25 protein-coding genes and 2 tRNA genes are annotated in these 24,524 nt (G+C 60.8%); 14 read left to right on the top strand and 13 right to left on the bottom strand.

Features of this window, described 5'->3' with window-relative positions:
• Positions 1-2 precede the first annotated feature (2 nt).
• The 8 genes from ASD83_RS04550 to ASD83_RS04515 all read right to left on the bottom strand — a co-directional run bounded on the left by ASD83_RS04550 (position 3) and on the right by ASD83_RS04515 (position 6,715).
• Positions 3-554 (bottom strand): cupin domain-containing protein, encoded by a 552-nt coding sequence (locus tag ASD83_RS04550; RefSeq protein WP_056308354.1) that lies wholly within the window; start codon positions 552-554, stop codon positions 3-5.
• The gene (locus ASD83_RS04545; protein WP_056308353.1) at positions 554-1,033 is read right to left on the bottom strand and encodes a heme-degrading domain-containing protein; all 480 of its coding nucleotides are present in this window, start codon (positions 1,031-1,033) and stop codon (positions 554-556) included. Before ASD83_RS04545 ends, ASD83_RS04550 begins: the two co-directional genes overlap by 1 nt.
• Positions 1,030-1,788 carry a sugar phosphate isomerase/epimerase family protein gene (locus ASD83_RS04540; RefSeq protein WP_056308351.1) on the bottom strand — a complete coding sequence of 253 codons (759 nt, stop codon included), beginning with the start codon at positions 1,786-1,788 and terminating at the stop codon, positions 1,030-1,032. The genes ASD83_RS04545 and ASD83_RS04540 overlap by 4 nt, the downstream gene beginning before the upstream one ends.
• Positions 1,789-1,968: 180 nt before the next feature.
• On the bottom strand, positions 1,969-2,448 hold the full coding sequence (locus ASD83_RS04535; RefSeq protein ID WP_056308349.1) for a VOC family protein: 480 nt from the start codon (positions 2,446-2,448) through the stop codon (positions 1,969-1,971).
• 71 nt (positions 2,449-2,519) lie between these two features.
• Positions 2,520-3,767: an ABC transporter substrate-binding protein gene (locus ASD83_RS04530; protein WP_156385739.1), complete on the bottom strand. Its 1,248-nt coding sequence runs from the start codon at positions 3,765-3,767 to the stop codon at positions 2,520-2,522.
• Between the two features lie 25 nt (positions 3,768-3,792).
• A complete protein-coding gene (locus tag ASD83_RS04525; RefSeq protein ID WP_056308347.1) occupies positions 3,793-4,887 on the bottom strand; it encodes an ABC transporter ATP-binding protein in 1,095 nt (364 codons plus the stop codon).
• 5 nt (positions 4,888-4,892) lie between these two features.
• Entirely contained in the window at positions 4,893-5,825 is a 933-nt protein-coding gene (locus ASD83_RS04520) for a carbohydrate ABC transporter permease (protein WP_056308346.1), read from the bottom strand.
• Positions 5,822-6,715, bottom strand: a complete 894-nt coding sequence (locus ASD83_RS04515) for a carbohydrate ABC transporter permease (RefSeq protein ID WP_056308344.1) — start codon at positions 6,713-6,715, stop codon at positions 5,822-5,824. Before ASD83_RS04515 ends, ASD83_RS04520 begins: the two co-directional genes overlap by 4 nt.
• 193 nt (positions 6,716-6,908) lie before the next feature.
• Here ASD83_RS04515 and ASD83_RS04510 point away from each other — a divergent pair, with 193 nt between their 5' ends.
• From ASD83_RS04510 to ASD83_RS04455, 12 genes are all read left to right on the top strand, one after another.
• Positions 6,909-7,721 (top strand): aldo/keto reductase, encoded by an 813-nt coding sequence (locus ASD83_RS04510; protein ID WP_056308342.1) that lies wholly within the window; start codon positions 6,909-6,911, stop codon positions 7,719-7,721.
• A 145-nt stretch (positions 7,722-7,866) separates the two neighbouring features.
• On the top strand, positions 7,867-8,310 hold the full coding sequence (locus ASD83_RS04505; RefSeq protein ID WP_056308340.1) for a VOC family protein: 444 nt from the start codon (positions 7,867-7,869) through the stop codon (positions 8,308-8,310).
• A 118-nt stretch (positions 8,311-8,428) separates the two neighbouring features.
• Positions 8,429-9,451 (top strand): LacI family DNA-binding transcriptional regulator, encoded by a 1,023-nt coding sequence (locus tag ASD83_RS04500; RefSeq protein ID WP_056308337.1) that lies wholly within the window; start codon positions 8,429-8,431, stop codon positions 9,449-9,451.
• A 115-nt stretch (positions 9,452-9,566) separates the two neighbouring features.
• Positions 9,567-10,496, top strand: a complete 930-nt coding sequence (locus ASD83_RS04495) for a zinc-dependent alcohol dehydrogenase (RefSeq protein ID WP_244489095.1) — start codon at positions 9,567-9,569, stop codon at positions 10,494-10,496.
• Positions 10,497-10,675: 179 nt separating this feature from the next.
• On the top strand, positions 10,676-11,605 hold the full coding sequence (locus ASD83_RS04490) for a ferric iron reductase (protein WP_056308335.1): 930 nt from the start codon (positions 10,676-10,678) through the stop codon (positions 11,603-11,605).
• A 131-nt stretch (positions 11,606-11,736) separates the two neighbouring features.
• Positions 11,737-12,228 (top strand): RNA polymerase sigma factor, encoded by a 492-nt coding sequence (locus ASD83_RS04485; protein ID WP_056308332.1) that lies wholly within the window; start codon positions 11,737-11,739, stop codon positions 12,226-12,228.
• A 92-nt stretch (positions 12,229-12,320) separates the two neighbouring features.
• Entirely contained in the window at positions 12,321-13,316 is a 996-nt protein-coding gene (locus ASD83_RS04480) for a FecR family protein (RefSeq protein WP_056308331.1), read from the top strand.
• Between the two features lie 120 nt (positions 13,317-13,436).
• Positions 13,437-15,848 (top strand): TonB-dependent receptor domain-containing protein, encoded by a 2,412-nt coding sequence (locus ASD83_RS04475; protein WP_056308329.1) that lies wholly within the window; start codon positions 13,437-13,439, stop codon positions 15,846-15,848.
• A 73-nt stretch (positions 15,849-15,921) separates the two neighbouring features.
• A complete protein-coding gene (locus ASD83_RS04470; RefSeq protein WP_244489094.1) occupies positions 15,922-16,839 on the top strand; it encodes an iron-siderophore ABC transporter substrate-binding protein in 918 nt (305 codons plus the stop codon).
• Between the two features lie 5 nt (positions 16,840-16,844).
• Positions 16,845-17,849 carry a FecCD family ABC transporter permease gene (locus tag ASD83_RS04465; protein ID WP_244489093.1) on the top strand — a complete coding sequence of 335 codons (1,005 nt, stop codon included), beginning with the start codon at positions 16,845-16,847 and terminating at the stop codon, positions 17,847-17,849.
• Positions 17,846-18,826 carry a FecCD family ABC transporter permease gene (locus ASD83_RS04460; protein ID WP_056308322.1) on the top strand — a complete coding sequence of 327 codons (981 nt, stop codon included), beginning with the start codon at positions 17,846-17,848 and terminating at the stop codon, positions 18,824-18,826. The genes ASD83_RS04465 and ASD83_RS04460 overlap by 4 nt, the downstream gene beginning before the upstream one ends.
• Entirely contained in the window at positions 18,813-19,607 is a 795-nt protein-coding gene (locus tag ASD83_RS04455) for an ABC transporter ATP-binding protein (protein WP_056308321.1), read from the top strand. Before ASD83_RS04460 ends, ASD83_RS04455 begins: the two co-directional genes overlap by 14 nt.
• 203 nt (positions 19,608-19,810) lie before the next feature.
• On the opposite strand, the gene ASD83_RS04450 is transcribed toward ASD83_RS04455, so the two are convergent.
• The 3 genes from ASD83_RS04450 to ASD83_RS04440 form a co-directional block, all read right to left on the bottom strand.
• Positions 19,811-20,203: a hypothetical protein gene (locus ASD83_RS04450; RefSeq protein ID WP_056308318.1), complete on the bottom strand. Its 393-nt coding sequence runs from the start codon at positions 20,201-20,203 to the stop codon at positions 19,811-19,813.
• Positions 20,200-20,955 carry a 23S rRNA (guanosine(2251)-2'-O)-methyltransferase RlmB gene (gene rlmB, locus ASD83_RS04445; protein ID WP_056308317.1) on the bottom strand — a complete coding sequence of 252 codons (756 nt, stop codon included), beginning with the start codon at positions 20,953-20,955 and terminating at the stop codon, positions 20,200-20,202. Before rlmB ends, ASD83_RS04450 begins: the two co-directional genes overlap by 4 nt.
• Positions 20,956-21,020: 65 nt before the next feature.
• Positions 21,021-21,094, bottom strand: a tRNA-Gly gene (locus tag ASD83_RS04440).
• Positions 21,095-21,294: 200 nt separating this feature from the next.
• Here ASD83_RS04440 and ASD83_RS04435 point away from each other — a divergent pair.
• Positions 21,295-21,379: transfer RNA gene (locus ASD83_RS04435), tRNA-Tyr, on the top strand.
• Positions 21,380-21,517: 138 nt separating this feature from the next.
• Here ASD83_RS04435 and ASD83_RS04430 read toward each other — a convergent pair.
• Positions 21,518-21,910 (bottom strand): DoxX family protein, encoded by a 393-nt coding sequence (locus tag ASD83_RS04430; protein ID WP_056308315.1) that lies wholly within the window; start codon positions 21,908-21,910, stop codon positions 21,518-21,520.
• Positions 21,911-21,997: 87 nt separating this feature from the next.
• Positions 21,998-23,449 carry a xylulokinase gene (locus ASD83_RS04425; RefSeq protein ID WP_056308313.1) on the bottom strand — a complete coding sequence of 484 codons (1,452 nt, stop codon included), beginning with the start codon at positions 23,447-23,449 and terminating at the stop codon, positions 21,998-22,000.
• Between the two features lie 116 nt (positions 23,450-23,565).
• Between ASD83_RS04425 and ASD83_RS04420 the strand changes: the two genes are divergently transcribed.
• Positions 23,566-24,498: a substrate-binding domain-containing protein gene (locus ASD83_RS04420; protein ID WP_200946451.1), complete on the top strand. Its 933-nt coding sequence runs from the start codon at positions 23,566-23,568 to the stop codon at positions 24,496-24,498.
• The last annotated feature ends 26 nt before the right edge of the window (positions 24,499-24,524 follow it).

Raw genomic sequence — 24,524 nt, 5'->3', positions numbered from 1 at the left:
TCTTAGCGGTCGAGATTATCGCGGAAGTCGTTGAGGTCGGCATCGACCGAGGACGGTGCGTCGATCCACTCCTGCATGGGACTACCGGTCGCGGGATCGCGGCTTGGGATTGGCAGCATCATGATGCGCTTGGCGGCGGCGCGGAAGCTGGCATCGTCGAGCCTGGCTTCCTCGATATTGTCCCAGTCACGGCCATCGGGATAACCGCCGACCATCATGACGTCGTCTGAATGGCCGACCATGATGTGGGAGACGCCGGCGGGTAGGACGATAACGTCACCGGCTTCGACGCGGACGCGCACGCCGCCTTCGCCGAAAAGCACGACATCCATCCAGCCGCCGGCGCAGCCGAGGCATTCATGGGTGGTCGAATGGAAATGGGCATAGGTATAGACGCCGGGATAGCGCCAGTTGTTGAGCCAGCCATTTTCGCGGAAGCGGGCGATCAGCGCGTCTTCGCCGCCGCCAGGGACGGCGCCGCGGTGAACGAGGAGAGGAAAGCGGGAATTGGGGACGAAGCCTTTCGGCTTTGACCAATGAAGTTCGGTTTCCATCATTGTGCTCCCTGTTTGGTTCTGATCTGGCGCAAGGCCTTGGCAACAAGGGCATGGTCTTTGACATCGGGCAGGCCGCTGACCGAAGCCGAACCGACGACGCCGGTCGCCTCGATGGCAATTGGTACACCACCACCGCTCGCCGCGTAATCCTCCGTCGAAAGGCGGAAGCGCTGGGAGAACTCCCAATCGTGCTTTTCGCAGAGGAGCCGCATGTAGAGCGAAGACTGGTGGAAACGGAGGGCAACGTTGCGCTTGCGGCGCGTCCAGTCCGGATTGTCGGGCGTGGCGCCGGGCAAGAGGCTGAAGAAGACGACGGTCTCCCCGTGGGTGACTTCGATGGCGACGGGGAGCTGCCGGGCAGCGGCTTCAGCTTGCATCAGGGCCCCGAGTTGCCAAGCGGTTTCATAGTCGAACCGGAGAAGCACTATGGCCTGCTGCTCCTCGGCAAGGCTTTCGAGCGTCGGTGTGCCGGTCATAGGCCCAATCCCTTAAGGTGTTCGATGGAGCGGCGGGCGAAGCGCTGCCAGTCGCTGGGATTGTCGTGTTCGGTGACAATGTGGTCGGCTTTGGTGTCGCGGAAGAGTGGCACGAGGGCGGCCCAGTCGATGATACCATCGCCGGTGGCGGTCCAGCCGTCGTCCTCCTTCGTGCCGAGGGGCGCCGTGTCCTTGGTCTGGATGGCGACGATGCGGGTGGCGAAGCGACGGAGCTCGGCGGCGGGATCGGCACGGGCGCGGACAATCCAGCCGCAGTCGATCTCGAATTTTACCACATCGCCGCCGGCGTCAAAGATGTGGTCAATGGGTCGGGTGCCGTCGGGAAGAGGAACAAACTCGAAGTCATGATTGTGCCAGGCGACCGTCAGGCCGCGTTTTCCCGCGGCCTCGGCGCCTTTCGCGAGTTTTTCGCCGAGGCCGCGCCAATAGTCGGCGGTAGGCTGGCGTTCTTCTGCGGTGACATAGGGCGGGATGAGATAGGTTGCGCCGAGGGTTTGGGCGATGTCGATGAAACGCTGCGGCTCGTTGACGAGGCCGGCGAGCGGCATGTGGAAGCCGAAGCATTTTAGGCCGGCATCATCGAGCGCCTGGCGGAAGGCTTTTGGGTCCGCTTCGTAGGCCGGGAGCCATGGCTCGATGGCATCATAGCCCATGGCTTTGAGCTTAGGGAATTGATCGAACAGCGGCGGGAAATTGCGGGAGGAGTAGAGCTGGTAGGCGATGGGGTAGGGCATGGTGCTCCTTTACCTCTCCCTTCGGTGGAGAGGTCGGCGCGCAGCTCACCGAATTCGCATTTGCGAATTCGGTTGGGGTGAGGGGCCTTGCCTCGCGCTGCATCAAGAAAAAAGACCCCTCATCCGACCCGAAGGTGGGTCGACCTCTCCCCCCGAGGGAGAGGTGAAGAGGCGCCGGTACTAGGCCTGCGCTTCCTTGTCCTTGTCGAACTCAAGGAGTTCGACCATGACGCCCAGATCCTTGACCGTGTCGTAATAGGCGTAGCGCCCATGCGAGCCGTCGAATTCGCCGCGCTGCAGGAGCTTGTGGCCTTTGCTTTCAAGATAGGCATTGCGATTGGTCAGGTTGCGGGTGCGAAAGGCGATGTGGTGGCAGCCGGGGCCCTTCTCTTCGAGAAGATCGCGCCAGGCGCTCTTTTCCGGCCCTGGCTCAAGGAATTCCACGTCGATATTGCCGAACTTGAACATGCGAATCTTGCAGCCCACCGACGCCGGCTTGCCATTGTAAATGGCCTTGGCCTCCTCTGGCTCCGCTGCTTTGCCGAGCGATGGCATGGGCTTGCCGGTCAGGTCGGCGAACCATTGCGCGGATTTATCCACATCGTCGGTGACGAAGCAGATCTGCATTACCTCGTCTTCATCAAGCAGGCGCTTGTCCATTTGGGCTGTCCGTTCGAAGTTTTGGGAGGGAGGCCGGCGGCCCAAAGGTCGCCGACCCTGGGAGGAGGCGGTTAACCCAGGATGGTGTCGTAGTTCTCGTGCATCTGGGCGATGGCGTCTTCGACGGTCATGTTCGGATCGCTCCAGAAGTTGAAGACAACGTTCCAGATCGAATCCTGCCAGTCGGCGTCGGCTGTGTTGTGCGGGTTCTGCACCTGCTGGGCCGGATCATCGAGGATGCGCAGCACTTCGGTCGAACAGGCGTCGAGGCTTTCGGCCGGGGCGTCAAGACGGACCGGGGTCGACCCCTTGGCGGCGGCGAACCTGGCCTGCGATTCCGGATCGAGGACGACGGAGGCGAAGTCGAGTTCGGCATTCTGGACGTCTTCGGCCTGGCCGCCGAGAAGGCCCCAGGCGTCGACAGTAACGACCACGGCCTGGGCGCCGGGGATTTCGATGCAGCCGAAGTCGGTGCCGGCGACCTTCTTGGCGCCGAGCCATTCGCCCTTCATCCAGTCGCCATGGATCTGCATCAGCGCCTTGCCGGTGATGACCTCATTGGTGGTCTCGTTCCAGGGACGGTTCTGCGCTTCGGGGCCCGCTTCATTGGCGAAAAGGCGGAGGGTTTCGAGCGCCTTGGCAAAGTTCGGATCGTCGAGTGCGGTCGGGTCGACCTCTTCGCCATAGATATTCTTGTAGACATCGGGGCCGGCGACGGCAGCGACGAGCGCATGGGTGAGGTAGCCCACCTGGAAGGGCTGGCTGCCGACGGCGAGCGGGGCATAGCCGGCGTCACGGATCTTCTGGAAATCGGCGAACATGGCGTCCATCGAATCCCAGGCAGTGGGATCAACGCCTGCTGCCTTGGCGACTTCCATATTGTAGTAGAGCATGCCGTCGATATGGAGCGCCTGCGGCACCTTGACGATCTCGCCATCGACCGAGATCGAGGCGGCGACCGCGGCCGGAAGCTTTTCAACGATGCCTTGCTCGTTGAACCATTCCGTCAGCGGGAAACCGAGGCCCATGCCGGCGATGTCGCGATAAACGCCGGGATTGGATTCCATGAACACGTTGGGCGGCTGGCCGCCGGTGATCAGGCTCATCAGGTTGACGTTGGAGCCGGTATCATGGGGAATGGCGATATCGGTCCAAGTATGGCCCTTGGCTTCGAGGCCGGCCTTGATGACGTTGAGGGCGGCGATCTCCGGCGGGGCAGACCAACTATGGTAGATGACTAGGTCGGTTGCCATGGCACCGAACGAAGCGGTGCTGAGCATGAGGCCGGCGACAACGCCGGCAAGTCGCTTGATAGACACGTTCTCTCTCCCTTGTCGTTTATTGCTACATTCTTTGCCCGGTTCGGGCGTCGAACAGGTTGGCCTTGCCCTTCAAATAGCTGACGGAAACGGCCTCTCCGGGCGTCAGGCGTGCGGCCGTATCGGGCTCGACGCGCAGGGCAAGCAAATCGTCTTCAAAGCGGAAATAGGCCGACGCATCCGGGCCGGTGCGCTCGGCATATTGGACGGGTACGTCGAAGCTGGCGGCGACGGGGCCGTTGGCGGCGAGGGTGAAATGCTCGGGGCGAAGGCCGATGATCACCTCGGCGCCTTCGGCTGGTGTTTGCGCGAAGGGGTAATCCGACACATCGAGCCGCACGCCTGAGGCAAAGACCGCTTCGATCTTGCCGGTCGCGGTGCTGAGTTTTGCCTTACGCAGGTTCATGGCAGGGGAGCCGATGAAGCCAGCGACGAAGAGATTGGCGGGGCGCTCATAGATTTCGTCGGGCGTGCCGAACTGCTGGATAACGCCCGCATTCATGACCGCGATTTTTGTGGCCATGGTCATGGCTTCGATCTGGTCGTGCGTCACATAGACCACGGTCGATTTGAGCTGATCGTGCAGCTTCTTGATTTCGAGCCGCATCTCGGTGCGGAGCTTAGCGTCGAGATTGCTCAGCGGTTCGTCGAAGAGGAACACGCCGACATTCTTCACCAATGCCCGGCCGATGGCGACGCGCTGGCGCTGGCCACCGGAGAGCTGGCCCGGCTTGCGGTTGAGCAGGGGCTCGATCTGCAGGAGTTTTGCCGCCCAGGCGATGCGCTTTTCGATTTCCTCGCGCGGCAGTTTGCTGGCGGAGAGGCCGAACTTGAGGTTTCCATGCACCGTCTTGGTCGGGTAGAGCGCGTAGCTCTGGAACACCATGGCGAGACCGCGATCCTTGGGATCGAGATCGGTGACGTCGCGATCGCCGATCATGATGCGGCCATCGGTGACATCGAGCAGCCCAGCGAGCAGATTAAGAAGCGTAGTCTTGCCGCAGCCCGAGGGGCCAAGGAGGACCAAAAAGTCGCCGTCGTCGATCGAGAGATTGAGGTCGTCCAGAACCTTCATCAGGCCATAGGTCTTGGTGATGTGCTCGAAGCTTACGCGGGGCATTCAGGTCAACCTTTGATGGCGCCGGCGGTGATGCCCTGGACGAAGAGCTTGCCGACGAAGAAATAGATGACGAGCGGGGGAATGGCGGTGAGGAGGGCGGCCGCCATGTTGTCGTTGTAGCGAACGGTGCCGGTCGAGATGGTGATGAGGTTGGCGAGGTTCACCGTCATCGGCTGGCCGCCAAGGCCGCCAAAAGTCACGCCGATCAGATAATCGTTCCAGATCGAGGTGATCTGCAGGATCAGCACGACGATCAGGATATTGCCGCTCATGGGCAGGATGATCTCGAAGAAGATCTTCCAGAATGAGCCGCTGTCCATGACAGCGGCGCTCATGATCTCCTGCGGAATATCCTTGTAGTAATTACGGAAGATCAACGTCAGCACCGGCATGGCAAGGATCGCGTGGATGATGGCGACGCCCCAGATGCTGCCATAGACCTTCATGGCGGCTGTCATCGAGATCAGCGGGAACATGATGATCTGGAATGGCACGAAGGCACAGATGAAGAGGACGAAGAGGAAAGGTCCGGCCCATTTGACGTTCCAGAGGGCCAGGGCATAGCCGGTGACGATGGAGAGGCCGATCGAAAGGATCAGCGAGGGGATGAGGATATAGACCGAGTTCCAGAACCCGACCTTGAGGCCCTCGCAGCGGGTGCCCGAGCAGGCGGAGTTCCAGGCGTGATCCCAGGCTTCCAGCGTCCAGACATTGGGCAGCGCGAACATGGCGCCTTCGCGGATCTGCTCCATGGTCTTGAAGGATGTCGTGATCACCACATAGAGCGGCACGCAGAAGAAGAGAGCGCAGATGGAAAGGAAGACGAGAACGGCGATGGAGCGGCCGGTGATGGCTTTTTTCTTGCGCGGAAAATAGGGGGCGCTGCGGACGGCGACTTCGGCGCCGAGGGATTTTTGGCTGACGGTCAGGTCGGTCATGAACGGGCTCCCGAGCGGCGCTGTTGCCAGGCGGTGAGGAGAACCAGTGGCAGGAAAATGACTGCGGTGATGAGCAGCATCAACACGGCCGCGGCCGAGGCGAAGCCGAGATTGCCCTTGGCCGAAAGCGCCTGGATGGTGAAATAAGCGGGCACATAGGTCGACTGGCCCGGCCCGCCATTGGTCATGGCGACGATCACGTCATAGGCCTTGATGACGCCGAGCGAGAGCAGGATGGCGCAGGTGACGAAGGTGAACTTCATCATTGGAATGATGATCTCGGTATAGAGCCGGAAGAGGCTGACGCCATCGAGCCGGGCGGCGCTCCAGATCTCGGAATTGATGGACTTCAAACCTGCCAGCATCAGCGCCATGTAAAATCCGGCGCTCTGCCAGACCGAGGCGAGGATGACGCCGTACATGGCGGTTTCCGGCCGGGCCAGCCAACTGGCATTAACCCAGGTGAGACCGATGGAATGGATGAAATGCTCGACGCCCAGCTCGGGATTAAACATCCAGCGCCAGGCAGCGCCGGTGACGATGAGCGAGATGGCGAGGGGATAGAGGAACACGGTGCGAAATATGCTTTCGCCACGTTTTTCCCGGTCGATCATGGCGGCGAGGATGAAGCCGAAGACGATGGCAAGGGCGCTGCCAAGGCCGAGCACGATGAGGTTTTGGAGCGAAATCAGCCAGGCGCTGTCCTTGAACAGGCGCTCGTATTGCCGGCCCCATTCGGACCAATCGATCTCGTATTCCGGCAGGCGGCGGCTGCGCGTCAGCGACAGGTAGACCGTCCACAGAATGGCACCAATGAAGGCGACCAGCGTCACCAGACCAGCCGGCACCAAAGCCAGTTGGGGTGACCATCGGCTCCACCGAAAGGTCATGCTCGTCCTCCCTTGAACGCCGCGGCAGGTTGTTCCGCTCTGTCGGCGCGTCAGCTCTTGCAAGCAGTATTATCGTTAAACTAGGATCGCTTTAGACGATCCGTCAATAGTCTTTTCGCGCCGAAAGCGCAGGATGTGATTAGGCTGGCTCGCGAGAGTTGGTATCGTGGCGGGACGTGCGGAGGAGAAAGTAATGCAAAATCAATATGATATCCCGGCAATGGGGTTTGGAACCTATGGCCGGAATGGCGAGGCGGGTGTCGAGGCGATGCTCGTGGCACTGGAGACCGGTTATCGACATCTCGACACGGCGCAGGATTACGGCACCGAGGCGCAGGTAGGCGAGGGGGTGCGGCGTTCGGGCCTGCCACGATCGGACGTGTTCGTGACCACCAAGATCAGGACGAGCAATCTCCGCGAGGGGACACTGGTGCCGTCATTGCGGCAGAGTTGCGAAACACTTGGTTTGGAGCAGCTGGACCTGACGCTGATCCATTGGCCTTCGCCCAACAACGAGGTGCCGCTGCCGGTCTATATCGAGCAATTGGCAGAGGCACATGCGCTGGGATTGACCCGACTGGTTGGCGTTTCGAATTTCACGATTGCCATGCTGGAGGAGGCGCAGGCGATCCTCGGGGATCTGAGAATTGCGAATAACCAGGTGGAGCTTAACCCCCTGCTTCAGAACAAGAAGCTTGCAAACTACTGCACGGAAAAGGGAATTTCCGTGACGTGCTATCTGCCGATCGCGCGCGGCATTTTGGGCGGCGTGCCGGAGATCGTGGACATTGCCGATCGTCATGAGGCGACGCCGGAGCAGGTCGCTTTAGCCTTTGAATTTGCCAAGGGCTACATCGCCATTCCGACCTCAGGCAAGGCCGAGCGCATCCGCAGCAATTTTGAGGCAACGAAACTGACGCTGAACGCGGAGGAAATCCGGGTCATCGAAGGGCTCGATCGCGGGCAACGCGAGATCGACCCGGCTTGGGGCCCTGACTGGGACTGATGTCGTTTCGCAGTTGACAGCGTCACGCCGCGAGATTTAGCTAGCCGTATTAACGTTCCTATAGCCCGGCGATCGTGTCGGCGCTCCGCTTGGCTGTTGCCTGCGGAAGGAGACAATCATTGCCGCAATGTCGGCGGGAGGAACCATGAAGGGCGTCACCAGCCTCGGACACATCGCGATCAACGTCATCGATCTCGAAAAGTCGCTCGACTACTACGTCAACAAGCTCGGCTTTCCCGAAATGCTGCGCCTCAAGCACGACAACGGGGAAACCTGGCTCGTGTACCTGCGCATCACCGATGAGCAGTATTTAGAAATATTCCCAGGCGCCGAAAACGATCGTGCCCCGGCGAGCTGGCACACCAATGGCATGACCCATATGTGCTGGACGATCGATGATCTCGACGCCACCTGCGAGCGCATCAAGGCGGCAGGGATTACGCTCCTCAGCGAGCCCAAGGCAGGTCTTGACGGCAATCGCCAGGCCTGGCTTGAAGATCCCGACGGCAACCGCATCGAATTGATGGAAATGCATCCCGATTGCCTGCAATATCAGGCGATACGCCGTCTTCGCGCCGAAGGCGTCTAGTCACCAGAGCATACGGTTCATTTTGCCGCCCATGATTTCGATTGTCTTGCCCCAGCAGCCTCGATTGACGAATCGCATTGTCTGCGCTGGTCGGCGGCTGGGCCGATAGGTCGAAATCATGGGCAAATCCACCGTTCGTCTCAAGGATATCGCGGACCGCACCGGCTTTTCGGTCAATACGGTTTCGCTGGCGCTTCGACAAAGCCCGCGCATTCCGGCAGAGACATCTCTGCTGATCCGCGAGGCGGCCGAGGCGCTCAATTATCTGCCCAATCATGTGGCGAAGTCGTTGGTGAGCCGCGAGACCAAGACCATTGGCCTGGTTCTGACCGATATCACCAACCCTGCCCTTACCCATGTGGCCCAGGCGGTCGAAACCACGCTCGCCGAACGAGGCTACTCGACGCTGTTTGCGACGTCGAACAATGACCTCGAGGAAGAAAAGCGCGTCATCGAGATGTTCCGCTCGCGTCAGGTCGATGGCATGCTGATCTATCCGCGCAGCCACCGTGAGCTCGACCATATTCGCCGGCTGCGCCAGCGCGGCTATCCCGTTGTGCTGCTGGTGGCAGATCCGGATGCGGGGATCGATGCCGTCTGCATCGACGAACGCCGCGGCGCCTATCGAGCCGTACGGCACCTGATCGATATCGGCCACACGCGCATCGGCATCATCGACACGTCGAACGCCCTAGGGAATCTCGAAAAGCGCGATGGCTATACGCAGGCGCACGGGGAAGCGGGGCTCACCATCGATGCGCAGCTTCTCGCCGACCCCCTCGGCAATTCGGTGATCCGCGGTTATTGGGCCATGGACCGGCTGATGAGCCTTGCGAGCCGCCCGACCGCAATCTTTGCGGCCAACGATTCCCTCGCCATCGGCGCCCTGCGCTGGACGCAGAAGAACAATCTGCGTGTTCCCAAGGACGTCGCTATCATCGGCTTCGACAATATCGAATTCGCCGAGCACGCGGCGACGCCGATTTCCTCGGTCAAATATGAAGTCGATATGGTGACCGAACTTGCCGTGGAACGCCTGCTGCAGCTGATTTCGGCCCCCGACGGCATGCCGGAACCACGGGTCACCATGATCGACCCGGAATTAATCGTGCGCGACAGCACAGCAGGGCGCGGGACCTAAGGGCTGGCTAACAGCCCGGTTTTCTGAGGAGGAGCCGAAAATTCTAAGCGTTGAAATCACCGGCCTGCGTGAGGCGAAGGTTGCCGAGCATCCGGACCCACAAGCCAAGGGCGATGTGATCAAGGTCAAGATCCTCGTGGCCCCCATGTGCACCGAATGGCAATCCTGGCGCGCCGGCAAGGAAGGCCATGAGCTCGGGCATGAAGCCGTCGGTGTTGTGGTCGATGCCGCCGCCTCGACTCGCTTCAAGGTGGGTGATCGCGTCATTGCCATGCCGCACTGGGGATGCGGCAAATGCCCCGCCTGTCTTTCGGGCGAGCATATCCACTGCCCCGACCAGCGAAACATTCTGGCGGAGACCGGGTCGAGCTGCGGCCTTGGCGGCTATGCCGACCATCTCATCAAGCCCGACTACCTGCTCTATCCGGTGCCGGACGATATCGAGACCGACCACGCCGCCATGGCGCTCTGTGCCTTGGGCCCGAGCTTTACGGCGATGGAGCGCATGCGTCTTTCGGCGTCCGACACCTTCATCGTTTCGGGCTGCGGCGCGGTTGGCCTTGGCGCCATCGTCAATGCGCGGACGATCGGCGCGCGCGTCATTGCGCTCGAACTCAGTCCGTTTCGGGTCGATTTGGCGAAGGCGCTCGGCGCCGAGCATGTGCTCGATCCGCGTGCGCCCGATCTGGTCGAGCAGATCCGCGCGTTGACCGGCAGCTATGGCGCGGATGCGGCAATCGAAACCAGCAACAATGAAGCAGCGCCGCCGGTCGTCTTGGAACTGGTGCGGGCCCGAGGGCGGCTGGCTTTCGTCACCTGGAGCGGCGCCTTGCCGGTCAACCGCATCACTGGCAAGGGCGTCGATATCTTCGGCTGCTGGCACTGGAACCATGACCAGGCGGGCGAGCGCATGATGGACCGCATTCGCGCGGCGCGACCGCTGCTCGACAAGCTCGTGACGCACCGGTTTGCCCTGGCCGACGTCAACGAGGCCTTTGCGCTGCAGGAATCTGGCCAATGCGGCAAGGTTCTTCTTTATCCGTAGCAACGCTCGGAGGGGGCAACATGGCCATGAGACTTGGCGGCTGTGGCATCGACTATGCGGGTGACCCAGAGGCTATTGCCAGCGGGGCCATAAATGAGTACCGCCCCCTCACAGCGTCCTAGCAAACCGTTTGGTAGACGTTTCTGTCATTCTGAATTTTTCAATGAGGCCCGCGGTTCATGATGAGCGGCCAGAACCCTATCCCAAACTCGACTGACTCTTCTGCAAGCCCCTTTGAGCAAGCCATCGAGCTTTATCAACCGTTCTGGACCGAGTTCGGTGTGACGCACGGCCCTATTCAGGATGGCTGGACAACGGCACAGGCGTTTTTCGCCGATGCTTCAGCCGTCGCTGCCTTTTTGGAGTATGAGCGTTCCCACTACAGCCACATGGACGCCAAGACGTGTGCTGCGTTGATGATGATCGACTATTGCTACGTTTTCATGTTCGCAACGATCCCGCTCATAGCCGGGTCTGGACTGGTTCCTGATCTCTCCCCCAAGAATGTGGCCCTGCGCATGTTCGCCGCTCGTCATGAGCATGACGGGGAAAGTCATGACGTGCGCCGCGCCGATGTTCGCTTTCTGTCAAAAGGGTTCGTGACCGATAAAGCTTCTCTGGCAGATCACCGAGACGCAGCCCTTGCTGCCGATCGAGGAGCGCTTTGCGACGCCTATCGCCGCGGGATCGAAGCGCATTTCACGCCACTGGTCGACGTGCTTGTCCAGGCAACCGGACTGGCCCCTGCCGCCCTCTGGCGCCTCGTTGCCGATGCCATCGCCGGGGTCTGGCTGGAGGTCGGCAGACACCTTGGGTGTGTCGATCAGGCCCGTGCGGATGCCATGCACGTGGTCAAGCATTCGGGATCGCCGCTTTACAACAGCCAGTTGCATTTTTTTGATCTGACCCTGCATGACGATCAAAACAAAGCGCTCGGCTCGTGGACCTTTCGGGCGAGAGGGGGCTGTTGTCGTTTTTACACCGTGGTGGAGGGAGCCCTCTGTTCGACCTGTGTTTTGAAAGAACCGACAGTGCGCAACGCCGAATTGCTCGATAAGATGCGCAAACACAGCGCCTTGCTGGCGACAGGTTCAGTCGAACACAGCTGATGTTTCGGTGCAACATCGAGCAGGAACTACCCTGCGCAACGACTTAACATGATTTTTGTACTCCAGATTTTCTGTCGGCCATGTATACTGCCTGCATAAGTGCAGGTAGTGGGCATGGAAGCTGGGCGGTCGTGACGGACAGAACCGAAGAAATCGAGAACCTGTTCACTGCCGAACGCCGGCGCCTGGAGCGCATGGTCATCCGCAAGGTCGGCCCTTACCATGCCGCCGATGTCGTGCAGGACGCCTTCGCGCGGGTATGGGAGCGAGCCAGGGAACATGTTGTCCTGAGCCCGTCTTACCTCAGCCGTTGTGTCAGCAATGCAGCGATCGACCACCTGCGGGTAGAAAAGCGTCACCGGACCTTGTCTTACAAGATCACCGCTGACCAGTATGCGCCCCCCGTCGCCACTCCCCAGCAGATCGTCGAAGCCAAATATGATATTCGCCAGGTGAACAGCCTCATACGCCTTCTGCCGCAACGCACCCGGCATGTATTTCTGCTCAATCGCGTTCATGGCTGCACCTATGAGGAAATTGCCGCTGCGATGGGCTTGAGCTACATCATGGTGGAACGCGAAATGGCAAAGGCGCTTCGCGTCTGTCGCGCGGGGCTGGAATAATGAGCGTCCGATAGGCAAGCGCCGGCCTTTGCATCCAGGTAACCGGCGAATGTCTCGCCATCGTTCTACTGCTGGCGGAGAGCTGATTGGCTATGGCGGATGACGAGGAGGCTTTTGGCATCACGTCGAATGTGGATGCAGAAGCCGTCGCCTGGTTCACGCGAATGAACGGCAAGCCTTCCGATGCCGATCGCCGCCATTTCGATGAATGGCTAACGGCCGATCCTGCGCGCAGGCGGGCCTATGATGATGTTCGCGCTCTCTGGTCTTCCGCTGAAATCCCTGGTGCCGATGTCGCGCGGGAGGAAGAGAGTTCGCTTTCTACCTACCTCGATGATGTCAGGCGAATGCGAAGGCAGAAGGTTCTCGCCAGGGCCCGCAACACGGCCATCATCTGCCTTTGCGCCGCTGTGGCGGGGTCATGGCTCTGGCTGGAAAAACCCAACCTGCTTCAGGATATGCAGGCGGACTATGTGACGGCGCGTGGCGAGCGCCGCACGATCGAGCTGCAGGACGGCTCCAGCGTTGTCTTGGACGTTGACACCGCCATTGACGTCGACATGGCAGCCAATGAACGAGGCGTTCGCCTTTTGCGTGGGGCGGCCTTCTTCACCGTCACGCCTTCAGATGTGCCTTTTGTCGTCAGGGCAAGGGATGGCGAGGCGCGCGTTCTGGGAACGACGTTCGATGTCGCCATCCAGGATGAAAATGTTTCGGTCACCCTCGAGAGCGGCAGTTTGCAGGTGACGGAAGCGACGACATCCCGGAACGTGGTCCTGGCCCCCGGCGAGGGTGTAACCTATAGCCCTGCAGGCATCGGCCAGACGGAAATGATTGACGCCTCAGAGCGGCTCGCCTGGCATGACGGACGTATCGTATTCACCAATGCCCGGCTCGGCGATGTTTTGCGCCAGCTCGAACGCTACCGCGAGTGGCGCATCCTGGTTCCCGACGGCGCACTGGCTGAACGCCGCGTCAGCGGGAGCTTCTCCGTCGATGACACAGGCGCAGCTCTGGCCGCAATTCAGTCCCTGGTTGGCTTCACCATAAATGACATAGGCGGCAGGCTCGTCCTCATCACACCCTGAGAGCATTTTTTTATCTATGCATGAGGGTAGGTCCATTCAGCTTCCGTTAACACATTAGAAGGCGGCCGATCTCACCGGGAGATCGCTGCATTTTCTCATTGTTTTGGGGAACGGCATCTGATGAAGACGAGGAAGATCGCTCGCGAAGCAGCAATTGTGCTTGCGACGATGGTCGGGGCAACCGCAATCGCCACATTAGCGTCAGGCGGGGCACAGGCGCAGAGCGCGGCCGAGCAGGTTTACAGTTTCGATATTCCGGCAAAACCGGTTCGTCAGGCCATGAACGATATCGGCAGGGTTACCGGCATAGCGGTAATCTTCGACGAGACAGCGGCCGCTTCGGCGAGCGGCAAGCCGGTCCGGGGCTCCATGACTCCCTTCGCGGCAATCGCGACCCTCCTCTCGGATACGGGCCTCGAATACCGCTTCACCAATGCCAATACGGTTACAATTGCCCCCGCCTCGGCCATTGTCGCGGACAATGCTGGAGACCTATCCGGCATCACCATGCTGGACCCGCTCATCATCTACGGCGCGCGCAATGCGACCACATTGGCCAGCACCTCGTCGAGCGTTGGCATCGTCACTGCGGAACAGATAGCTGCCAGTCAGGTTCAGGACTTCAGGGATGGTTTCCGCCGTATGGCAAACGTCATGGATGCCGACTGGACCGATGCCGGCTTCATCATTCGCGGCGTCAATTCCGAAGGTCTTGTGCCCGGTGGTGCGCCTCTGGCTACTCTTTATATTGACGGTGTCCAGCAGACGGTTCGCGGCGCGCGGCGCGGTGCGAGCGGACTTTTCGATGTCGAGCAACTTGAGGTCTATCGCGGGCCGCAATCGACGCTCTCCGGCCGTGCTGCCATGGCGGGTGCAGTTTACATCAAAACGGCAGATCCGGTATTTCACCAGGAGGGCGAGGTATCGGGCACACTCGGTACCGGCAATCTCTACGGCACCTCATTCATGTTCAATACGCCACTGAATGATCAGCTGGCCATGCGTGTTGCAGGCGAGTTCCGGCGCAGCAAGAACGATATCAATTATCCGACTTTCGCAAACTATGACCGGTATGACGAGTTCACGCACGATCTCTACTATCAGCTCCGCGGGAAAATTCTTTTTGAACCAGCCGATATGCCGGACACGCGGGCGCTCCTCAGCTATTCGTTCTCCCATGACGACCCCTATGTCCGCGACATTGGCGGTCCGGCGGGCGCATCAGGCTTCAGCTTCGGCGAGGAACGTGGCGACTACCAGATCCCGGCCTATATCGAGTACCGCCCAACCGATGTGCACAATGTCGGGCTGGAGGTCACACACGACATTTCCACCGACTTGCGGCTGACCTCGCTATCGACCTTCAGCTATTCCGATACGAAACGCCTCTCTCCCAATTTCGGTACGCCGGGTGAGATCAATACCTACAACGGCTACTACAAGGAGTGGATCGGGGCGCAGGAACTGCGTCTGAACTATGATCGCGACCAGTGGAGTGCTGTCGGAGGCGTCTACTTCTCCTATGAGGATGAGAAGAATTTTTATGACCGCACGATACCGCTGACGCCTGCGATCAGCCGCAATCAGGTGCAGCACAACACGCAGAAATCCTTCAATGCCGCCATCTTCGGCGAGGCGACATACGAGTTCGCTCCCACCTGGAAGGTCACTGTGGGTGGGCGGCTCGACTACACGGATCAGGAAATCACCCAGCATCTCGTGCGCACGCAGCCTTTGGGTGGCGCCACAACCGTGCTGACCGATTACGGCGCATCCTTCGACGAGCTGAACTTCGTGCCCAAGATCGGTCTTTCAAAGGACCTCACCGAGACCCAGACCATAGGTATCGTCTATTCCGAGGGCTTCCGGACCGGTGGCGCAAGCTACGATGCCCTCAATAAGGCTCCATACAGCTACAATCCCGAAAAGGCCTCAACCATCGAGCTTTTCTACAAGGGCATTTTCTTTGATGACAGGCTGACCATCAATTCAAACGTCTTCTATACCAAGTATGAGGACCAGCAGGTCCAGATGCAGCTCGATCCCATCGACCCGCTCACGCGGCGCATCCTCAATGCGGCCTCGTCGGAATCCTGGGGCTTCGAGATCGAGCCGACCTTCGCCCTCACCGAGAATTTCGAGGTCTTCGCATCGCTCGGCTATGCACACACCGAGTTTAAGGACTTCAAGGACGTCACATATGGCAACCTCTCCGGACTGCCATTCCCCGAAGCGCCCGAATGGTCACTAGCACTGGGCGGCCGCTACACGTTCGACAATGGCATCTATGTTGGTGCCGATGCCAAATACACATCGCGCTACCTCGCTCGCCTGGGCAGCCTGCCGCACGACTACATCGACGAGCGATGGATCTTGAACCTGCAGGCCGGCTACAAGACCGACGATTGGGAGATCAACGCCTTTGTGCAGAACGCGCTGGACGAAAAATACTTCGTCTACAACGACAACAACATCGCCGCCACGCTTGGTGAAGGTCGCACTGCTGGCGTGAACCTCAAGGTCAGGTTCTAGAGCCCAGGGGGAGCGGACGCATGGCGCTGCTCCCCTCAAGGTCGCCAAGGAACTTCAGCATGCGAGCCTGTCATTGCGTATCATCGTCACAATCCTGATCTTTTGCCTGTCACTTGGCGCGGCCCATGCCCAATGCATGGGCCGAACGATTTCGGCAAATGTCTTCAATGCCCCGATTTGCGTGCCCGAGACGCCATTGCGCGTGGTCGTGCTCGACCCCTTCTATAATCTGGGCATGGGGCTGGAACTGGAGCTGCCTCTCGTCGGCGCGCCCCTGACAACAGCGCAGGACGACGCCCTGCGCCATGCTGCGGAAGAGGCCTCGATACTCGATATCGGCGATGCGCGGCAGCCCAGTCTCGAGCGGATCGTGGCGCTCAAACCCGACCTGATCATTGGCGACGCCACTCTGCACGCCCAATCCTATGGCATGTTCGCCAAAATCGCCCCAACCGCGCTCATCGACGCCGACAACTGGAAAGGCCATCTGCGCGTCCTGGCCGAAATTGGCGGAAAGCAGGGAGCGGATGTGCGATTGCTCGCCGGATACGAGGAGCGTGTTGCGGCCCTGCGCGAGCGCGTGCCCGAGGGCGCCGTATCGGTCCTGCGCATAACGCCAACGGGTTTCCATGTCTATGTCTCAGGCCCGGCCGCCTATGGGCCCTATGCGGTTCTGCGCGAGGCGGGTGTTGTGCGCACAGCCTATGAAACTGTGACCGACGACACATCGTTCAAACGGCCGGGCTGGGAGGACCTTGCCCAGCTCGATGGCAAGATCCTGCTCTATGTCGTTGTCAGCGGCTATGACACGACGCCGGACGATGCGTTGGAGGCCGCGACCCTCGCCAATCCGTTCTGGCAGATGCTTCCAGCCGTCCAGGCCGGGCATGCCTATCGGGTGGACCGGAGCACCTGGATGGGCTTTCACGGCGTAGCGTCGGCACATCGGGTTCTCGATGATATCGAGCGCTACATCGTGAATGGGCAGTGAGAGGAGTGGGGAGGGATCGCGGTCTGCTGCTCGCGCTGCTGGTGCTGCTGGGCCTCGGTGTCGTGATCGCTGCGCAGGCCGTTGCGATCGGTACAACCCCGCTCTCGCTTGCGCAGGTCGGCGAGGCAATCTTCGCTTTTGATGGTTCGCGCGACCATCTCGTCATCACCATGCTCCGCCTGCCCAGGGTCCTGGCAGGTCTGCTGGTCGGAGCCGCACTGGCAGCGGCAGGCGCTGTGATGCAGGCCGCGACCGGCAATCCGCTGGCTTCTCCTGGGCTGCTCGGCATCAATGCGGGCGCAGCCTTCGCCGTCATCCTGGCCATGGCTTTGCCAGCGGTCGGGGCTGCCACCGGTGGCGGCATCCTATGGTTCGCCTTTTTCGGCGCTGCTATCGCCGGCTTTGCCGTGCATGTCCTCGGCTCGCTTGGCCCGAATGGGGCAACACCGTTGAAGCTGGTCTTGGCCGGTGCCGTGATCAGTACGTTTCTGACATCTCTCACCACCGCCGTCCTGATCTTCGACCAGGCGACCCTTGACGTGGTTCGCCTGTGGACCCTGGGCTCCCTGTCGGGACGCACCGTGGGCGACGTCATCGCGGTAGCGCCGTTTGTCGGCATCGGCCTCGTTGCCGTGCTGTTGTTGCGTGCGCAATTCACGACGCTGAGCCTTGGCGCCGAAATCTCAGGCGGACTCGGCCAGAGCCCATTGCTATGGCGCACCATTTCCGTTGTGCTCGTGGTGCTTTTGGCCGGCAGTGCCGTTGCGCTTGCGGGCCCCGTCGGTTTCGTCGGTCTCGTCATGCCTCATGTCGCACGCCTTTTGGTGGGCGCCGATTACCGCTGGATTCTGCCCTATAGCGTGGTGGGTGGCGCCTTGCTGGTGGTGATAGCGGATATGCTCGGGCACAGCCTGTTCGCCAGCCAGGACTTTCCTGTCGGTGTCACCCTGGCCCTGATCGGCGCGCCTTTCTTCCTTTGGTTGGCCCGTTACCGGCTGCGTGGCGCATGACACCGCGATACCCTGCTATCAGTCTTGCCGCGCTACTGGTCCCCGCACTTCTGCTGGCCAGCCTCATGCTGGGCGACCAGCACGTCGACATAGCTGCTCTTTTAAAAGGCGAGGCCACAGCCGAGGCCCGCATCATCGTTCTGGATTTGCGCCTGCCACGCGCGTTAATGGCGCTGCTGGCGGGCATGGCATTGGGCATTGCCGGAACCATCGCCCAGGCCGTGATGCGCAATCCGCTTGCGGAGCCCGGTATCCTCGGCATCAACGCCGGCGCGGCTTTTGCCGGCAGCATAGTCATCGTCGGCTTCACCGGCCTCAGCGTGACCGTGCTGCCATGGGCAGGTTTTGCCGGTGCGACGATGATGGCCGCAGCCGTCTTCCTCCTGTCGTGGCGCAAGGGCACCTCGTCGGCGCGCATCGTTCTCATCGGCATAGGCCTTGGCGCGTTCGCGAGCGCGGGCACCAGTGTCATGATCGCCTTTGCTAACATTTCTGATGTGCAGCGGCTGATGATCTGGCTGGCGGGAAGCATCTACGACGCCAACTGGGACAAGATACGCCTGCTTCTGGCATGGTTGATCGTCCCTATCGCGCTGGTCTGCCTGTTCTATCGCCAGATCGACTTGATCCGGTTCGGCGACGACGTCGCGGCAAGCCTCGGGCAACGCGTCAACCTTGTGCGTGCAGGAATGATCCTGCTGTGCACGGCGATTTCGGGGGCAACGGTCACTGTCGCCGGGCTGATCGGTTTTGTCGGATTGATCGCTCCCCATCTCGCCCGCCGAATGGTCGGTCCGGGACATGCTCTCTTGATTCCCGCTTCCGCACTTGTCGGTGGCCTTCTCCTCATGGCCGCCGATCTGGTCGGGCGGACAATCATTGCTCCGGTGCAACTGCCAGCTGGCATCGTTACAGCACTGATCGGCGCGCCATTCCTCGCTTACCTTCTCTGGGGACGACGCCATGTTCCAGCATGACAATGAGGCCACATCCGGCCTTGTTCTGAAGAACCTGACGCTAGCCTATGATAATGCCACGATCGTCGAAGGACTTGATCTGTCCATTCCGCAACGCACCTTTACCGTGCTGCTCGGGCGCAACGGTTCTGGCAAGTCGACGGTCTTGAAAGCTTGTGTGGGACTCCTGCGCCCGAAGTCAGGGACCGTGCTCCTTGATGACCGACCGCTATCGCAGTTTGGCGCGCGCGAGCGCGCGAGACGCATCGCCCTGCTGCCCCAGGGGCCGGTGGCACCCGAAGGGCTGAGCGTTCTCGACCTTGTACGGCAGGGACGCTATCCCCACAGGACGCTGCTCGCCCGTTGGTCACCTCTTGATGATGAGGCCTGTGACGAGGCACTGGAGCTGACCAGGATGGCGGACCTGCGCGAGAGGCCGCTGGAGAACCTGTCGGGTGGCCAGAGGCAGCGCGCCTGGATTGCCATGGCGCTCGCTCAGCAAACGGACATTTTGCTTCTCGACGAGCCCACGACATTTCTCGATCTGGCCCATCAGGCCGAAGTCATGGACCTGATCACCACGCTCGTAAAGCATGGCAAAAAGACCATTGTCGCCGTTTTGCACGACATCAACCAGGCGGCTCGCCATGCCAATCACATCGTGATGTTCAAGGCCGGCAAGCTGGTATCGCAGGGAGCCCCCAACGACGTCATGAGGCGAGAAACGATCCGCAATGTCTTCGATATCGATCCTGAGATCATTCACGACCAGAAGACAAATGCGAAGTTCATCTTGGTCTAGAGATTAAGATGTAGGGCAGATGAAGCAGTGCCCCCTGAATAGAATCAGGCGCCAAACGAACGTTGTTTCGCACCAACATTGCTAGCGCACGGCAAGTCTGCTTTTCTGTTCTTCCGGCTGAAAGCCGCCAGTCGAAACTATCCCGCTATCGCCATTCAGAAGAAATGTTTCTGGGGCAGGGGTCGGTTTTGGCCGAGCGGATATCAATACTCGTCGTCATCCTCGACATCGGTCAGATAGACCGAAAACTCGATGTCGATGCCATGCTTGGCAATGGCTGCCGCGGCATGGGCGGGGAGGCGAGCCGACATGGCTTCGCCTTCCTGCGGATAGTCGAAGGCGAGGTCGAGCACGGCGCGGCCCAGCCGGCGATCAGCCAGCATGGCTTCGATGACCGGCCCGGTGCGATCGGCCAGTTCCAGAAGCGCGCGGATGGCATTGTCCACCGGCACGTCGACCTGGCCATAAAAGCTGCCTTCGGCATCTTCGGGTTCATAACGCACCAGAAGCTGCTTGAGCGCCCTTTCGGCCTCGATCTGCGGCAGTGTGAGGCCCGATAGCCGCAGCGCAATGCCGAAGGGCTCGAACGTGCTCATTCCTGCCTGCCCGCCGTGGCGGCGAACAGCGCGATGGCGGCAGCATTGGACACGTTGAGCGATTTGATCGGCCCGGGCATGTCTAGACGTACCATTTCGTCGCAGAGCTCGCGCGTACGCTGGCGCAGGCCCTTGCCTTCGGCGCCAAGCACCACGGCCATCGGCCGGTCGTCGGTGCGGGGCCGCAACGGGGCAGGGGCATCGGAGTCAAAGCCCAGCACGATAAGGCCGCGCTCCTTGAGGGTTTCTATCGCACTGGCCAGATTGGTGACCTCAATCATCGGAACCAGATCGAGCGCACCCGATGCGGCTTTCGCCATGACGCCGGTTTCCTGCGGCGAATGGCGGGCCGTGGTGATCACGGCATCGGCGCCAAAGGCACACGCCGTGCGCAGGATCGCACCCACATTGTGGGGGTCGGTAAGCTGGTCGAGCACGACGACAAGGCGCAACTGCTTGACATCGTTGAGGCCGAAGCGGCTCACTGGCTCGACTTCCAGCGCCGCGCCCTGATGCACCGCGTCGCCACCCAGCAGCCGGTCAAGCTCCTTGGGCGTCGTTTCGCGTACCTTCACCTTGCCGATCTGGCCGATTTCGTTCAGCCGGCTAAGGGCATTGGGCGTCGCCAGCAGTTCTTTCTTGACGCGAAGCGGATTATCCAGCGCTGCCCGCACAGTGTGCAGGCCGTAGAGATAAACCGGTCCGTCATTGGGATCGTATTTGGGCTTGGGCGGAAATTTGTTGAAGCTCATGACAAAGCGCCTAGCGCCTTTCCGCACGCCCCGCAAGCGCGGCGACCATTGCATATGGCGTATTTTGGAGCGGGTAGCGGGAATCGAACCCGCGTATTCAGCTTGGAAGGCTGCTGCTCTACCATTGAGCTATACCCGCCCTTGCAGGGCTAGAGCCGAAAATGCCTTATCCCGAACCCAGACAACAAGGCAAGTGGGGCTTGGGGATAGGCTTGGTTTTTTCATCTATCACAAGATTTCTGCACAAGGTCGGCTGAAGGGTGTTGACACCTTTGCGACAGCCAACGATAAACCGCCCCGACGAAACGCCTAGCGCTTCGTTGTCTCGCCCGAGAATGTGGAGGGGTGGGAGAGTGGTTAAATCCATCAGACTGTAAATCTGACCGCTTAGCGTACACTGGTTCGAATCCAGTCCCCTCCACCACCGGGCCCCAAGGGGCCCCGCACATTCCAAGATCATGCAGCTATTTTGGCCAATCATTTCTGGTTGAGCATTTTCTGGATTCGATAAGAAGCATCGGCCGACCAATGCTTCTCGGATGGGGCGGTCAAGGGCGCAAAGTCAACGCCACGGCAGATTGCGCTGGCCGTCCACGCTCCAGGCGCCTGGCCCGGCAAAGACCAGATAAAGATAGATGAAGCAGAACAGGATCGCGCCCGTGCCCATGTTTTGGGCTGGGAAGAAACCCATGGGGAAATGCCCGATCCAATAGCCCACGGCCATCATGCCCGAGAGAATGAAGGCTGCCGGACGCGTGAGAAAGCCGACCAGCACCAATGCGCCGCCAACCAGTTCCAGCACGCCCGCCGTGGTCGTCAGTGCATCGAGCGGCATGGGGTAGGGTACGGGGAAGTTGAAAAGCTTCTGCAGGCCGAAATGCACGAACAACAGGCCAGTTACGATCCGCAATATGCCGAGCACGGCAGGGGCAAGACTATTCAGGCGATCGATCATTTTGGTCTCCTCTCAAGTTGCTCAGTAGGGCACGAGCCCTTCACCATGGCAACGAACGAGAGAATTCCGTTTCGACAGGCCTTATTTCTAAAAACGCGCGTTGAAGGGCTTCAGCGTCTCATAAAGCGCGCGGAAATGCTCGAAGCGCTCGGCATAAAGCGAGGCTTGCCCGTTATCTGGCTCAAATGTCCGCTCGAACCGTACCAGTTGCCGCACGGCCGGAGCCAGCGCGTCGAAAGCGCCGCTACCGACGCCCGCCAGAATGGCGGCGCCCAGCGCGGCGGCATCGGGCACGGCGGTGCGTTGCAGGCTCATGCCCAGCACATCGGCGCGGATCTGGCACCAGACATCCGAGCGCGAACCGCCCCCGCCAATATTGGCCACGTCGATTCGCGTGCCGGCCGAATGGCTGAGCGCCTCAAAAGCCCAGCGCACGGAAAAGGCGACGCCCTCCATAACCGAGCGCGTAAGCTGCGCCGGCCCGGCGCTGGCATCGAGACGCGCAAATGTGCCGCGCGATGCGCTATCCCAGATCGGAGCGCGTTCGCCCGCAAGGTGCGGCAGGAATAGGGGCAGACCGGTGCTTGGCTCGCAGGTTTCGGCCAGTGCGGAAAGCTCGGCAGGGCTGCGTCCCAAGAGCGTCGATAGCCATGTCAGCGCAGCGCCACCCGATTGGGTTGGCGCCGCGTGCATGCGGATACCCTCGTATGGCGGGAACAGGATCACGCCGGGCGTCGGCACCACCTTGCTCGATACCACGCCGGGAATTTCGCTTGTCCCCGACTGATACATCGCATCGCCATCCGAAACGACGCCGCAGCCGAACATACCCGCCCACGCATCCATGGCGCCCACCGTCACCGGCACCCCGGCAAACGGCAGCCCAGCGGCGACGCGACCAGCGATGTGATGGAAAAGATAGAGCGGTGGCAACTTCGCTGCGGCCCCCGGAACCAGATCCAGCAATTCAGCAACATAGCGACCATCGCTACTGACCAGTCCAACCGCCGCCACAGGATCGCTCGCGATTGCCCCGGTAAGCTTCAACACCACAAAATCCTTGGGCAGCAAGACATGCCGCGTGGCTCCCCAGTTCTGCGGTTCGGTGCGCGCCACAAACGCCATGCGCGAAAGCGCGTGGCTGGCGTCGATCGGCACAGGCCCGCCGAACCAGGCCGTCTTCTGCTCAGCCGTCACCTGCCGGTCGAGTTTTGCCGCATCTTCGGCCGCACGCGTGTCCTGCCAGGTAATCCCCGGCCGCACCGCGTCGCCGCGCGCATCGACGAAAACATGCGAATTGACCTGCGAGGTCAGCCCGATCCCGATCACCCGCGACGGATCGACCACTTGCGAAAACTGTTCCAGCGCGCCGAGCGCGCCATCCATCCAGTCCTGCGGCGCCTGTTCGGCCATGCCTGGGGCAGCACGCTGGGTTGCGTGCGGCCGGACAAAATTGGCGATCTGCGCGCCCGTGCCATCGATCAGCGTCGCCTTGGTTGCCGTGGTTCCGACATCGATTCCGATCAGGCAGAAATCCACGCCCGTTCTCCCCAAATCCCGCTTGCTGTCCGGCAGGCGCCCCTTATAGTGCCTTGAAGCACAAGGAAAACAACCGCCAGCTGTCCCGCCGGCGGGGATAGCAGGAGGGCTCTTTCGTGTCGCTCAATAAATCGGCCCTGGCATTTGCCGGCATTCTTCTCGCAACCACCGCCATGGGCACGGGCGCCGCGCTGGCTCAAGCCAAGGTGGCCATCGTAACGCCCTATATGGCGCAGCCGGGCACCCAGTTTTACGTCGAAGCTTTCGAGGCCGTCGCCGCCGAGAACGATTGGGACGTCAATGTCATCGACACGGCCGGCGACGTCGCCGCCGTCATCAGCCGCATCGAAGACCTGGTGGTCCAGAATGTCGATGCCATCGTCATCAATGTCGATCCCACCCAGGTAACCGCCGGCCTCCAGGCCGCCAAGGATGCCGGCATTCCGGTTTTCGGCATGGACGCCGGCGCCGATCCGCTGCTCGTTACCAATGTCACGTCCAATGGCTATGCCATGGCCGCCGAAACTTCCACTTATGTGGCCGATCGTATCAAGGGCGAAGGCAATGTCGTGCTCTTCGTCTTCGATGCATTCCCGCCGGTGCAGGTGCGCGGGGTCATCGCAGATGCCGTCTTCAGCAATTATCCCGATATCAAGGTGCTCGACCGCGTGACACCCGACGTGTCCGATGGCGGCATTGCCGATAGCCGCGCCAAGATGGAAGCGATCCTCGCTGCCAATCCCGAGCCCGGCAGCATCAAAGCCGTCTGGGCGGCATGGGATCAGCCCGCGCTCGGCGCCCTGCAGGCCATTGAAGACGCCGGCCGTTCGGGCGAAGGCATCGTCGTCACCGGCATCGACGCCAATCCCCAGGCCCGCGAGGCCATCGCCGCCGGCGGCAATTTCGAAGCCTCGGTCGCTCAGGACTTTGCCGGCATTGGCGCGACGACGGCCGAAGCCGTGGCCCGCGTGCTGGCCGGCGAGGAAATCCTCCAGTCGGTGACCTATGTGCCGACCAAGCTCATCACCGCTGCCAACGCCGCTGAGTAGTTGGCGTCTTGTCTGAAAACAGTTTA

The organism is Devosia sp. Root685, assembly GCF_001427875.1.
Classification (GTDB): Bacteria; Pseudomonadota; Alphaproteobacteria; order Rhizobiales; family Devosiaceae; genus Devosia.
Note: the sequence above shows the minus strand (reverse complement) of the source record. Positions and strands in the feature narration are given on the sequence as shown.